At 43.4% G+C, this 12891-nt stretch carries 18 protein-coding genes; 6 read left to right on the top strand and 12 right to left on the bottom strand.

Features of this window, described 5'->3' with window-relative positions; all coding sequences use genetic code 11:
* Positions 1-32: 32 nt before the first annotated feature.
* From LP107_RS08780 to nrdB, 3 genes are all read right to left on the bottom strand, one after another.
* Complete coding sequence (locus LP107_RS08780) at positions 33-851, bottom strand: hypothetical protein (RefSeq protein ID WP_162860370.1); 819 nt, start codon at positions 849-851, stop codon at positions 33-35.
* Positions 852-1090: 239 nt separating this feature from the next.
* A complete protein-coding gene (locus tag LP107_RS08775) occupies positions 1091-1453 on the bottom strand; it encodes a 2Fe-2S iron-sulfur cluster-binding protein (RefSeq protein WP_112742126.1) in 363 nt (120 codons plus the stop codon).
* A 17-nt stretch (positions 1454-1470) separates the two neighbouring features.
* Entirely contained in the window at positions 1471-2568 is a 1098-nt protein-coding gene (gene nrdB, locus LP107_RS08770) for a class Ia ribonucleoside-diphosphate reductase subunit beta (protein WP_112742127.1), read from the bottom strand.
* 509 nt (positions 2569-3077) lie between these two features.
* On the opposite strand from nrdB, the gene LP107_RS08765 reads away from it, so the two are divergent.
* From LP107_RS08765 to dacB, 5 genes are all read left to right on the top strand, one after another.
* On the top strand, positions 3078-3308 hold the full coding sequence (locus LP107_RS08765) for a hypothetical protein (RefSeq protein ID WP_112742128.1): 231 nt from the start codon (positions 3078-3080) through the stop codon (positions 3306-3308).
* A gap of 103 nt (positions 3309-3411) precedes the next feature.
* On the top strand, positions 3412-3714 hold the full coding sequence (locus LP107_RS08760; protein ID WP_112742129.1) for a hypothetical protein: 303 nt from the start codon (positions 3412-3414) through the stop codon (positions 3712-3714).
* Between the two features lie 107 nt (positions 3715-3821).
* Positions 3822-4391, top strand: a complete 570-nt coding sequence (gene dcd / locus LP107_RS08755) for a dCTP deaminase (protein WP_078273456.1) — start codon at positions 3822-3824, stop codon at positions 4389-4391.
* Positions 4392-4437: 46 nt separating this feature from the next.
* Complete coding sequence (locus tag LP107_RS08750; protein WP_029102255.1) at positions 4438-4725, top strand: polyhydroxyalkanoic acid system family protein; 288 nt, start codon at positions 4438-4440, stop codon at positions 4723-4725.
* Positions 4726-4738: 13 nt separating this feature from the next.
* Entirely contained in the window at positions 4739-6250 is a 1512-nt protein-coding gene (dacB, locus tag LP107_RS08745; RefSeq protein WP_162860371.1) for a D-alanyl-D-alanine carboxypeptidase/D-alanyl-D-alanine endopeptidase, read from the top strand.
* A 27-nt stretch (positions 6251-6277) separates the two neighbouring features.
* Here the strand turns inward: dacB and LP107_RS08740 are convergent, their stop codons facing one another.
* From LP107_RS08740 to LP107_RS08720, 5 genes are all read right to left on the bottom strand, one after another.
* Positions 6278-6733: a helix-turn-helix transcriptional regulator gene (locus LP107_RS08740; protein ID WP_078273454.1), complete on the bottom strand. Its 456-nt coding sequence runs from the start codon at positions 6731-6733 to the stop codon at positions 6278-6280.
* Positions 6714-6956: a hypothetical protein gene (locus tag LP107_RS08735; protein ID WP_078273453.1), complete on the bottom strand. Its 243-nt coding sequence runs from the start codon at positions 6954-6956 to the stop codon at positions 6714-6716. The genes LP107_RS08740 and LP107_RS08735 overlap by 20 nt, the downstream gene beginning before the upstream one ends.
* Positions 6957-7070: 114 nt before the next feature.
* Positions 7071-7928, bottom strand: a complete 858-nt coding sequence (locus LP107_RS08730; RefSeq protein WP_158079602.1) for a M15 family metallopeptidase — start codon at positions 7926-7928, stop codon at positions 7071-7073.
* A gap of 149 nt (positions 7929-8077) precedes the next feature.
* On the bottom strand, positions 8078-8443 hold the full coding sequence (locus tag LP107_RS08725; protein ID WP_158079601.1) for an SH3 domain-containing protein: 366 nt from the start codon (positions 8441-8443) through the stop codon (positions 8078-8080).
* A 134-nt stretch (positions 8444-8577) separates the two neighbouring features.
* Positions 8578-8850 carry a hypothetical protein gene (locus LP107_RS08720; RefSeq protein WP_062498883.1) on the bottom strand — a complete coding sequence of 91 codons (273 nt, stop codon included), beginning with the start codon at positions 8848-8850 and terminating at the stop codon, positions 8578-8580.
* Positions 8851-9356: 506 nt separating this feature from the next.
* Between LP107_RS08720 and lolA the strand changes: the two genes are divergently transcribed.
* On the top strand, positions 9357-9980 hold the full coding sequence (gene lolA / locus LP107_RS08715; protein WP_078273450.1) for an outer membrane lipoprotein periplasmic chaperone LolA: 624 nt from the start codon (positions 9357-9359) through the stop codon (positions 9978-9980).
* A 113-nt stretch (positions 9981-10093) separates the two neighbouring features.
* On the opposite strand, the gene LP107_RS08710 is transcribed toward lolA, so the two are convergent.
* The 4 genes from LP107_RS08710 to LP107_RS08695 are packed head-to-tail and all read right to left on the bottom strand — an operon-like array spanning position 10094 to position 12843.
* Positions 10094-11545: an NAD-dependent succinate-semialdehyde dehydrogenase gene (locus LP107_RS08710; protein WP_078273449.1), complete on the bottom strand. Its 1452-nt coding sequence runs from the start codon at positions 11543-11545 to the stop codon at positions 10094-10096.
* Between the two features lie 54 nt (positions 11546-11599).
* The gene (locus tag LP107_RS08705; protein WP_112742131.1) at positions 11600-12163 is read right to left on the bottom strand and encodes a uracil-DNA glycosylase family protein; all 564 of its coding nucleotides are present in this window, start codon (positions 12161-12163) and stop codon (positions 11600-11602) included.
* 6 nt (positions 12164-12169) lie between these two features.
* Positions 12170-12601 (bottom strand): PIN domain-containing protein, encoded by a 432-nt coding sequence (locus LP107_RS08700; RefSeq protein ID WP_112742132.1) that lies wholly within the window; start codon positions 12599-12601, stop codon positions 12170-12172.
* Positions 12598-12843: a hypothetical protein gene (locus LP107_RS08695; protein WP_112742133.1), complete on the bottom strand. Its 246-nt coding sequence runs from the start codon at positions 12841-12843 to the stop codon at positions 12598-12600. The genes LP107_RS08700 and LP107_RS08695 overlap by 4 nt, the downstream gene beginning before the upstream one ends.
* Positions 12844-12891 lie beyond the last annotated feature (48 nt).

Here is a 12891-nt window from a genome sequence, read left to right as displayed (position 1 = left end):
TATGGTTAAGGGGGTAAATGAAAACGGCAAAATTACAACCGCTTTTGCACCGCTTTGGCTTGTGTGAGTGTCATGTCCACCACCGTCATAAACTCAGGCAGATTCATGCCACGACTGGTCATGCTAACATAACGGTCGCCCGCCACGAACTCGCCATGATAATAGACATCACTCTTTTTATCGATAAGTTGCTCAAACCTTAGGGGCGTGCCGTTCATGTCTTCACGGTACAGTTTTTTGATGAGTGTTAAGGGCTTGTCGGGATGAATGTGGGTTTCGGTGATTTCAAGGCGTGCTTTGGTGCTAGGGTGTTCAAATAGGCGGTACACCCCATCAAAACCCGTCTCGCCAAGCACCCCTTCATACGCTCGCCCTGTCAGCACAAAGCCTAACGGCAAAGCATCTTTGATTTTTACCATTTCAAAGGCAAGGGGCTGTTTTCGCCCAAAGCAATAAGACATTTTGGCATGTGTGGCGGATTTGAACTTATGGGTTAATACACCACCCGATGTACTGCCTGTGTGTTCTAAGTTCTTGATTTGGCGTGCGATGTCTTGTTTTTGGGCGACATCAAGCGTGGCATCAGCCAAGGCGACATAACTCACCGCTTGCGTTGTCTCTGTATGAGTTTGGCTGTCAGAGCTGTCCACACTTGCCGTGGCAGGGGCGACAACCATGCTTGCCACGTCTGCTGACGATTCGGTATTAACAGAGTCTTTGGCGGACTTTTGGTTTCGAGATAGATTTCCCGACAGACTGCCCCATAAAACAATACCGCCCACCGTCAGACTAAGGGCAATGACACCGATGAGCAAGGTTTTTTTATTGATGGGAAAACGGGTTAGGGTCATAGGGCGTTTTGAACCTTTATAACACAATTTACATTTTAGGGTGTTTATAGAAAGAAAATAATGTTTTTGCATGAAAAATGGCTAAATCTTGTGGCTTGAAGTCAAAAATTTGCCTGATAGAAAACTCACAGCCTGCATTTTTCCTTGAAAAACGAGCGATTCCCCTGCTTTTTTAAACAGGCATTTTTCATTGCAAATACAAAAGGTAGGTACGCCTTAAGCAAAAGCACATAATCACATCACCCGTCTATTTTATAAAAAATCTGACGGCTGATGATAGATGTTTTTTGTAAATGCCAAGCCCCATCTGTACGCTGATGTTGCCATGATTTGTTTGGTTTGTCCGTATCATAGCTGACCACCATCGTCCCTGTCGGCATACAACAGCACGCCAGCACTTCATCATCATTTAGGTGTGCCAGTGGGGTTTGTTTGGCTTTGGGGGCGTCTGTTGCTCCTTTGACACGCATTTTGCACGCCCCACAAAAGCCCTGACGACACATATAACGCACGTCTTTATGTTCGGTGCGTAACATACCATCAAGCAAGCTCTCGCCTTCATGCAGATAAAACCGCATTTCGTCTGTAAAAATCCACGGCATGATTGATACTTTTGTGATTAGAGTTCAAAATCGTCCAAATCCACCCCGTCCAAATCACTGTCAATCTGACCGACCAGATAAGTGGTGATTTCGGTTTCTTGGGGGGCGACTTGCACGTTGTCCGATGATAGCCACGCATTTATCCAAGGAATGGGGTTGGATTTGGTGTCAAAAATGGCAGGCAGACCAATCGCCAACATGCGGGTGTTGGTGATATACTCAACATACTGGCACAGGATATCACGGTTTAGTCCGATGATGGAGCCGTCTTTGAATAGATAGCTTGCCCAGTCTTTTTCTTGTTCGGCGGCGACACGGAAAATCTCAATCGCTTCATCTTGGCATTCTTTGGCAATCTCGACCATCTCGGGGTCATCTTGACCGTGTCGCATGAGATTGATGATATGCTGTGTGCCGTTTAGGTGTAAGGCTTCATCACGGGCAATCATCTTGATGATTTTGGCGTTACCTTCCATAACCTTATTTTCGGCAAAGGCAAATGAGCAAGCAAACGACACATAAAAACGAATGGCTTCTAGGACATTGACCGCTACGATACATAGGTACAGCTTCTTTTTAAGCTCACGCAAATCACCTTTGCCTGTCAGGTTATACAGCTGACTGGCTTTATACAAATCATCATAATACACGGCGATGTCTTTGGCACGGGCAAGGATATGCTCGTTATCCATAATGTCATCAAAAATCACGCTCGGATCATTGACGATGTTGCGAATGATATGCGTATAACTACGGCTATGAATGGTCTCACTAAATGACCACGTCTCAATCCATGTCTCAAGCTCTGGCAAAGACACAATGGGCAATAGCACCGCATTAGGGCTACGTCCTTGAATGCTATCAAGCAAGGTTTGGTATTTTAGGTTAGACAAAAAAATGTGCTGAGCAGGGGCGGATAATTCACCAAAATCAATCCTATCACGGCTGACATCTATCTCTTCGGGTCGCCAAAAAAACGACAACTGTTTTTCAATGAGTTGTTCAAACACAGGATGACGCTGTTGGTCATAGCGAGAGACGTTCACCGCTTGCCCAAAAAACATGGGTTCTTTTAGGGGGTCGTTTTTGGTTTGGGGAAAGATAGAATACTGCATGATACTCTCTGATGATTGATTTTTATAAATAAAGGGAAAGCTGGGTCTTGTTATCTAAATATGGTGTTATTTTAAAATAAAATCACTATATCATGTGTTTGATGGCGTGCCATTTTAGCATAATTTTTGTGTCTTAGCAGGACTTTTTTGGCAAAATGGGGAAAATTTTGGATAAGGAATTGATTTTTGTGAGATTTTAGCCAAAATAATGGTGGGATTGGTAAAGCCTGAAAAACCAATCTATTTTTCATGCAAAAGTGGTTGATTTATTTGTAAAATATTTCTAAATTGCAAATGGTGTTATAAAGGTCGGGAGAATGCCATGGGCAAACAACTGTTTAAAAAATACCCACAATCAAAACTCAAAAATTGTGTTACGATGGCGATACATATAAATCATTCATTTTAAATCAATTTGTGTTTACACGGGGAGATTCCCATGATTTATGCAGTATCGGTGGTGTGGTATGCACTGATTTTTGCCCTTGGCATGGCGTTCATCAAAAAAAATGCCAGACCGTGCCGAGCGGTGGGTGGGCATTTTGGTGTTTATCGGTTTTTGTGCACAGATTTTGATTAATTATGTTGGGCTTGGGCATTTGGGGGTGCTTGAGTCGCTGGCTCATCTTGACCATGACCGCAGTGCCTTTAATTTGATGGTGCTGTGCCTTATCAGTATCTTTTGCTATTCGGCATTGTTTGTGATGCTCATCAAAGCTTATGATTATTATCAAGAATGATGATTTTGTCTTGACATGAGATTGATAATTGTTTTAAAATAAAAACCTTAATGTTTGTAGGGTTTTATTGCACCCATAAAAATGGATTGGTAGGAGTATTTCCATGATTTATTTAGTGTCGTTTATTGTCTATCTTATCATATTTGCCATTGGTGTTTATTTTATTGTCATTCATTCCACAAAGGCAACCGCCATCACGCACGGGGTTTGTGCGGTGGGTTTTGTCATACAGTTACTCATAAACTACCTGTTTTGGGGCAATGTGTCGGCATTTGGTTTTCTGTCAAACATCATCAATAACGAGCGAACTTTGACCAATTTGCTGATATTGTTCGTGACCAGCGTGGTGTGTTATGGTTTGCTTTTTGTGGTGTTTGCTAAGTTAAACGACTATTATCATGAATGATGGGCTAGGGGCGTGATAGAAAAGCCGTCATTTGGCGGTTTTTTCATGTGTTTAAAAAAGCCAAGAATTTTGCTATAATGCTCTATCCTGTATCATAAGAGAATAACATGTCAATTAAGTCAGACCGCTGGATTCGCCAAATGGCGACCGAACATGAGATGATTGCCCCGTTTGAGCCTGGTCAAGTCCGCCATAACAGCGATGGCGAGAAAATCGTAAGCTACGGCACGTCAAGCTATGGCTATGATGTCCGCTGTGCTAATGAGTTTAAGGTATTTACTAACGTGCATTCTGCCATCGTGGACCCTAAGAACTTTGATGAGAAAAGTTTTATTGATATTGTTGGCGATGAGTGTATCATTCCGCCCAACTCATTTGCCCTAGCTCGCACGGTGGAGTATTTTAAAATCCCCCGTGATGTGCTGACCATTTGTCTGGGCAAATCCACCTATGCTCGCTGTGGCATTATCGTCAATGTCACGCCCTTAGAACCTGAGTGGGAAGGGCATGTTACCTTAGAATTTAGTAACACCACCAACCTGCCTGCCCGTATCTATGCTGGCGAAGGCGTGGCTCAAATGCTGTTTTTCCAGTCTGATGAAGTCTGCGAAACTTCCTATAAAGATAGGGGCGGTAAATATCAAGGGCAAACGGGCGTCACCTTGCCAAAAACTTAACTTGTCATTTACCATTTAGTATTTATTATTTAAAAAAGAGAATATCATGTCTGATTTACGTATTGAAAAACGTCATAACTTTGACCTTGCCACTGCTCGCACCAAAGCCAAAGCATGGCTAGAAGAGGCAAAACAAGAGTTTGATTTTGAGGCGACCTACCAAGAAGGAGCGGACAGCGACACCGTAAACATCACTAAGGCAGGCGTGGACGGACGTGCGTTTTTGGACAGTGATAAGGTCATCTTTGAGGCGGATTTGAACTTTTTGGCAAAGCCGTTTAAGGGTGTGATTAGTAGTGGTATCCAAGAGGGGTTGGACAAGTATTTTGCTTAATCCACGCATGACCATGTCTTATTCACTTATCATCAGCACGCTAAGTCTTAGCGTGCTTTGTGCGTTACCTGCATTTGCCAATACACAGCCTGCTACTCCTGCCAACTTACAGACATCAACCAGCCTGCCATCTGCCATCAGTGATAAGCTTAGCAAAAGCGGATTATCAAGCGATGACATCAGTATTTGGGTGATGGCAAACGATGGGTCGGCACCGCTCATCAGTCATCTGGCGGATACAACACGCACCCCAGCGTCCACCCAAAAGCTCATTACGACTGCCATCGCTTTAGATATGATGGGGGCGGATTATCGTTGGCAGACACGGCTATACACCGATGGCGTGGTGGTTGGCGATACTTTATATGGGAATCTTATCATCAAAGGCAGTGGCGACCCATCACTGACTCATGACCGCCTTAGTGCCATGTTTTCACAGCTGACAGCTCGGGGCGTGCGTCACATTAAGGGCGACATCATTGTGGATAATACTGGCTTTGTCAATGTTGCCCAAGATGTTAATGCTTTTGACGGACAGGGACTGCGAGCCTATAACGCTCAGCCCAATGCCTTTTTGATAAATTTTGGTACGCTTGAAGTAAGTATGATACCATCGGGAAATTGGCAATTTGGGCAGTCGCCAGAGACAGTGCAGTTTAGTCCGACAGATGGTGCGGTTGCGGTACAGGTATTGCCAAAATTGGCAGATTTTCACGCACCAACCATGATACAGGGCGATATCCGGTCATGTCGCACCAAGCCAAAATTTGGCTTATCTGCCGATACTTTGACCATTACAGGGCAAGTGGGTGTGGGCTGTGGGCAGGCGAGTGAGTGGCTGACCTTTGCTGACAGCAAAGTGTTTATTACCAAAGCGGTCAAAGGTGCATGGCAAGCCCTTGATAAGGACTTTGTTGGGCAGGTTAGGTTGCGACAGCCTTATGATGGGGTGGGGCGAACGTTATCGCCTTTGCTGTCCTTTGCGTCCAAACCTTTATCTGAGCAGGTATATCAGATTAACCAATACTCCAATAACGTCATGACCGAGCAAGTGGCTCTGTCTTTGCCCCTGATGATGGGTCAAAAAACCAGTGATTTCCCCAAAAGTTTTGCCCTGATAAATACATGGTGGCAACAACATCTTACCACGCCTGCCCCCATCATGAGCCGAGCGTCAGGACTGTGCCGAGATTGTGTGGTTGCCCCTAGGGCGTTGGGCGAGCTTCTGGCATTTAGTCAGACCAAGCCGACATTTGAGACATTTAAAGCGTCTTTGCCGATTGTGGGGCGGACAGGCACGATGACAACCTTTGCCAAACGCCGTCCCCATAGCCCTGCGATAGAACGCGCTTTTATTAAGACTGGCAGACTAAACAACGTGGCAAGCATTGCAGGTTATGTCATGGGGCAATCAGGCAAGATGTATGTGGTGGTCGCCATCATTAATGCCGATGGAGCAGGTAATAACACCCACGCCCATGATGTGCTAGATGAAGTGATAGAGTGGACGGCAGGACAGCCTTGAAGTGCCATGTCTAAGCGTTACAATAGGCTAAAAAGCCCCTGCTACTTTTGCCACATCATAATCAGGTTGGCTAATTTTATTCTGTTGGTATAGCCAGTCTGCCACTTCATGCCAAGCGTATAGCACAGAGCCTGACAATACTCCTGCCACAGGTTTAGGAAAGTTACCCATGCCACGGGTACCATTGGCATAATGACTTAATGTCATGCGTGACACGCCAAGGCGTTTTGCCATTTCACTTAGGCTTGACACCCCTTTTTCTTGTAAAATCAAGTCATGAAACCCTGCTTTATGTAAATCATCAAAGGCACTGGCGATGGCTGTTTTGGCACTGTCGCTGGCTCGGTCAAACTCCAAATAAACAAGTTCATCCAAACGGCAGACTAGGGCGTCATCACAACCTGCTTCAAACAGTCTGTCTTCTAATGCGCTATCTTGGCTGTTTGCGTCCCTAATGATGATATTAAAGTGGTAGGTGTTCATTGTTTTCTCCTTGGCATTCATTGACTTTGCGGATGATTTGTTTGGCATGATTTTGTGGGTTTTTGGGTGTACTCCAAATGCTTATTTGGTGTTCGCCATGCCCGAAGTTGCATCGCAATCGACAATAAGCATGAGATGATTTGCCACTGGCGATGACATGCCAACCGTGTTCTAATGCATATGCAATGGCATCGCTGATTTCTTTATTGGGATGGTGTTTCATGATATTTGTCTTAATTGTATTATAAATAAAGTGTTGTCAAATGTAAACACTTGGGTAAAAATAAAAAATAAAGCAGTCCCAAAACTGCTTTATTTTTATACATTTAACAAACCATTAACAGCGACGATTGATACTATCGGCAAAGACATAAGAGAATTCTTTGTTTTTGCCTTCAAAACGCCAGTGCCACGACTCTTCAGAAACGCCACTGTATCTAGAATAGTCAGGAGTAAAGGTTTGGTAAAAACCGTACTCATGAGCATGCTGTTGTAACCAGCGATATCCTGCTGTTTTGGCAAAGCTGTGGTCAATCGGTGAGAAGTCCACCGCAAGCCCTGTATGATGTTCGGAGTAACCAGGGTGTGAGGATGTATGATAGATTTGCTTGGCACTTTGTCCTTGTTTTTTCTTATTGGCAACGATTTGGGCTTGACGGCTTGACGTGCGTAAGATAGAGCCAGGGGTTAGCGTAACCCCGTCAGCACGAGCCGCCTTAATCATCTCTTGTAAGGCAGGTTTGGCGGCACGATGAATCTTAAATTTCGGGTCACTGCCATAGCCACTAGGCACAAGGTCGCTAGGGTCGGCATCGGCATATCTAAAATGCTTGATACCCACTTTTAGGGCTTCGGGGGCGCATATCGAGCCTATGGCATTGGTATCATATTGGGGTGTTGGCGTGTTAAAATTGCCTTGCTCTACTTGATAGGCAGGACCTTGGTTCATCGCTTGTGGTGACTGGTGCTGATGATGGGTCGGTTGGTTTTGGTTGTACCCTGTATAAGACCGCCCACTTTGGTCGGCAATCGCGGTGGGGTTGGTGGGCTGGCTGATGACGTGGACGGTGTTTTTGCTTGGGCTTGCGATATACCCCGAGCCTGATTGGTTGTTTGTAAACATCGCAATCGCACCAACCGTGCCAACCCCCAAAAGCCCTGCACCAATCAATAAATCTCTTGTGCGTTTTTTCATAAAATTACCTAAATCAGTCATTATTAGATTACCATTACTAAGTGGATTGTTGTGGATTTTTTAAAAATACCTAGGTGAAGAAATTTATTAACTAAATTACAAAACGAGCAATGCAAAAAATGCATCGCTCGTCTTTTAAACATCATGGATTAACTGCAAATATAATCTGAGCGAGCCCAGCCGACACTGCGACCGAATTTAACTTTGTACCACACCCAGCCATTAGAGTTGCGTTCGCCAATAATACTAACATCACTGCCGTTAGGCATGCGGGCTAGAACTTTATAATTCTGACCAGGGCCTGAGCGGAGCAGTACATTACCATTGGTTTGGTGAGTGCAAGCATATCCGTATAAGCCACCGCCGTTATAGGCAGGACCTACTTTGGCAGAAACGTTGGTAGAAAAACCGATGGCACTGGTCGCAATCAAGGCGATAAATAATGATTTTAACTTCATCATCAATACTCCATAAGCAGATAAATATTGGGCGATACAGGTATTTTTAAAATACATTTGTATTCTATGAAATATTACCATGATTTCTTGTTTAAAACAACAAAATTATTGTAACAAATAAGCAACAATTAATCGCCAAAAAACAACCGTTTATTCAACTGCTTATGATGGCTGATTAAAGCTGATTAAAGTTATTGGTCAACTTTTTTGCAGACATTTTCCAAGGCTTTTTCTATTAACTGCTCGCTGACGCCTTGTTCTTTGAGTTCGTTAATAAAGGCAACATCATCACTAAGAGAGTATTCGGAATTATCACGGTCAAGCCCTTGACGGATATAAAAGCGAATGAGTGGTTGAATACACTCAAAGCCATGCTCGCCCTTGACTTTTTCCAAATGTTCCACAATCTCGCCCGTCAAACGCAGATGAATGGGGCGTAAGGTGTGGTTGTGATTAAGATACATAAAACACCGTCTTTTTAAAATGATTAAAATGGGGGCTTATGTTACCAGTATTTGGGTGAAATTTCAATGAATATTCCTGATTGGCATTCATTTAACATTATTTAAAATCATGTAAAAGTGAGTGATTGCCTGCATTTGATTTGACCGATGGTTTTGGTAACATGGCAAAAGTTTTGATAAAAATGATAAAAACAAGCCAATATTGATAAAATTACGGCATGATTATCAATGTTTGACACGCCCTAGCCACATAAATGCAACATTACCCCCAAATTTTTGCAAAACTAGGCTAGATTGCAACATAAAAACATGGCACAATGACTCCACTTTCTAAGAGTGCCTTAAATTGCATTGATGACTTTTTAAGAGCTTTTAATGGCTGTTTAATGACTGATTAATGATTTTTTAGGATAATCAATTTTAATTAGTTTTTGAATCAGTTTTTAAAAAGTCATAAAAAGTGGCACAAGGCATTAAAACCAACCATTTTATGATTTGGAGTTATTATGAATACAAAAATCGCCCTAAGCACATTGGTATTGACGTTACTTCCCATGACGGCGTTGACCGCTCATGCCAATGACACGGCAGTGACCAATTTAAATCACCTGCTTAAAAACACCAAATCAATGACTGCCAATTTCTCACAAACGACCAAAGCGAGTGGTAAAAGCCAAAGTTTTAGCGGTAGCATGGCACTAGAGCGTGGCAACAAATTCCGCTGGGATACCAAATCACCATCAGAACAGCTCATCGTGGCAAATGGCAGTACCATGTGGGTATACGATAAGGACTTGCAACAAGTTACCAAGCAGTCGGTAAATAACCAAGTTGGGGATGCACCTGCCTTGTTATTGTCAGGCGACCCCAATCAAATCACACGCAATTTTACCGTCAGTCAGCCAAGCAAAGGCAAAAACTACTATGTCCTAAAACCCAAATCAAGCTCGGCTAATTTTAGAGATTTGTCCATCAGTTTTAATGGCGGTAAGCCTGTGATGATGGTGCTAAATGACAGTATCGGACAGACCACGTCGATTCGTTTTAGTAACATTAATATTAATAAAAGCATTCCTGCCAGTCAGTTTAGCTTTACCCCGCCTAAGGGGGTGGACGTGATTAACCAGTAAGGTTAAAATACCAAACCGCCATCGTAATGCAATGGCGGTTTTTGTAAAAATATCAGATAAAGCAAAATCCCCAAAAATCAATATTTTTAGGGATTTGGTTGTATGATATTTAATCAGCTCACGTCCATGCACCAGTATTTTGTGGTGAGATATTCATCCAAGCCATATTTTGAGCCTTCACGCCCAAACCCTGACTGCTTAACCCCGCCAAACGGAGCGACTTCGGTAGAGAGCAACCCTGTATTTTGGGCGACCATGCCGTATTCTAAGGCTTCACTTACTCGCCATGCTCGTGCGTGGCTTCGGGTGTAAAAATAGGATGCCAAACCATAGGGGGTGTTATTGGCGTGGCGAATGACTTCGGTTTCATCATCAAACACAAAAACCGGAGCAATCGGAGCAAAAATCTCTTCGTGAGCGATGTCCATATCGTCCGTGATGTCCGTGATGACCGTTGGTAAAAAACAGCGTGCGTGTGTGGGATGGGACTTGCCCCCTGTGATGAGTGTCGCTCCTTTATCTAGGGCATCTTGGAGTAGTTTTTGGGTTTTTTGCACGGCGGTGTCATTGATAAGACAGCCGATGTCCGTGTCATCTGACAGTCCGTCGCCAACATGTAAGTCACCAACTTCTTTGGTAAATTTGGCGATGAACTCATCTTTTATCGTTTGGTGAACATAGATGCGGTTGGCACACACGCACGTTTGCCCTGCGTTGCGATATTTGGACGCTATCGCCCCCTTGACCGCCTTATCGATGTCGGCATCGTCAAACACGATAAAAGGAGCGTTACCGCCAAGCTCCAAGGAGAGCTTTTTGACCGTGCTGGCACATTGCTCCATGAGCAGTTTACCGACCCGAGTAGAGCCTGTAAAGGAGAGTTTTTTGATACGCTCATCGGACGTGAGTACACCCCCGATAACGTCCGCTTGCCCTGTCACGATTTGCAAAACACCCTTAGGAATGCCTGCTTGAATGGCAAGCTCGCCCAAGGCAAGGGCGGAAAAGGGCGTTTGGCTATCTGGCTTGACAATCATCACGCACCCTGAAGCTAGGGCGGGGGCGACTTTACGGGTAATCATTGCTAACGGAAAGTTCCACGGCGTAATACTGGCACACACGCCCACAGGCTGTTTTAGCACCACATAGCGTAGGTTGGCGTTCGGGCTGGGTATCACGTCCCCATATGCTCGTTTGGCTTCATCGGCAAAAAAGCGGATAAAACTGTTGGCATAGCCAATCTCCCCACGAGACTCTTTTAAGGGCTTGCCCTGCTCTGTGGTCATGATGATGGCTAGGTCTTCACGATGTTCATCAATCAAATCCGCCCAACGGTGCAAAATAACCGCTCGTTCATTGGCGGTTAGGCTCGCCCATGATGTTTGGGCGTCATCGGCAAAACCGATGGCTTCTGCCACCTCATCGGCGGACAAATCAGGAATGGTGCCGATTTTTTTATCATTAAAGGGGTTAAACACGTCTATGGTGTTGGCGGATTTGGCGGATTGCCATGTGTTATTGATGAGTGCGTGTTCGTGGAATAGCGTAGGGTTGGATAATTTCATAAAAACTCCTATTGGTTGGTGGTTATGCTGTGTATGGTGGTTATACAATCATATTTATAAATCTAATTTCTCAAACACCGCCCTATAAAACTGTGCCTTTTTATCAAGGGCTAATGGATACGCCCGTGATGATGACGGCAGACGGTGTAGAGTAACAATTTTATTGTTAAATGTTAAATTTACCGATTGCCCAACTTTGGGTATTTTAATATCAAAATCGGACAATAAAATCTCACTCGCCTTTTCGCCTGTGGTGATGATATGATTGCACTCGGGTAAGGTAGCTAACAAGCCTTTGATGTCGGATTTTTGGATAATGGTTAAAAATTTATCGGATGCATTGTTGTTTTCACGAATGACGATTTTGGCGGTGTCATAAATGGCAATGCCTTGTTTGTTTAAAAAGTCTTTTAAAAGCGTCTCTTTAAATCGTTTACCGTCAATAAAATAATCTTCATCATCAAAAAACACCAAGCCCATAATCCGCCACATGTCATTATTTAAATTGGGATAATAAAAATTCATCGCCCAGCGATTAGGCGGTGGCGGAAAACTGCCAAGCATCAGCACTTTGGCATTGGGTGGGGCAAATGGGGCTAGGGGGTGGAATTCTTGCATAATATTCTATAATAAAACAAACCCTTCCGCCCGACTTGCTTTTTTATCAAAAGTATAAACAGGTAAATTATCCAAACTGCGACTTTTGCACGCTATCAACAAATCAGATAAATCAAAAGTATTATTTTGGGCGTATAGTAAGGTTTGTTGTAGATGATTGGCTTGTTCAAAAGTTAAAAAAGGAAAATTTAATAAAGTTAATAGCGAATGGATAATTTCATTTCTAGGAATTTTATAACTAAATGCCAATACCCAATTTACTTCCAAAACTACCAATAAAGAGATAAAATCTTGTTCATTATCCGTATGTAATTTTTGAAATAATGCCACTACTTTTTGATATTGCACGGTATCATCTTTGGTCAAATAACGCACCAAAATATTGGTATCATCTTTGGTCAAATAACGCACCAAAATATTGGTATCAAGGCTAATCATAACTCCGCCTTATTCATTTGTGAAAAATGGTGGTTTATACCGTCATTCATCTCATCAATGGTTAGCGGTTGTTTGACATAAGGGGCAAGCAGTCCGCCTGTATTTTCAATCATGGCAAGAACGTCATCTTCTTTGGTGGTTTTTTGATTGTTTTTAAAACTTACCAAGCGATGAGAATGGGCTAAGTCATCAATCAACCACTTAGGAAACACCACACTACCGTCCGCATTGAGTGGCAACATGTATAGACAAACTGCTGTCGGTGGGGCTATTGATGATGATTTGGGTCA

It is taken from the genome of Moraxella bovis, assembly GCF_025985205.1.
GTDB classification, from domain to species: Bacteria; Pseudomonadota; Gammaproteobacteria; order Pseudomonadales; family Moraxellaceae; genus Moraxella; species Moraxella bovis.
This window is presented reverse-complemented; position numbering and strand designations above follow the sequence as displayed.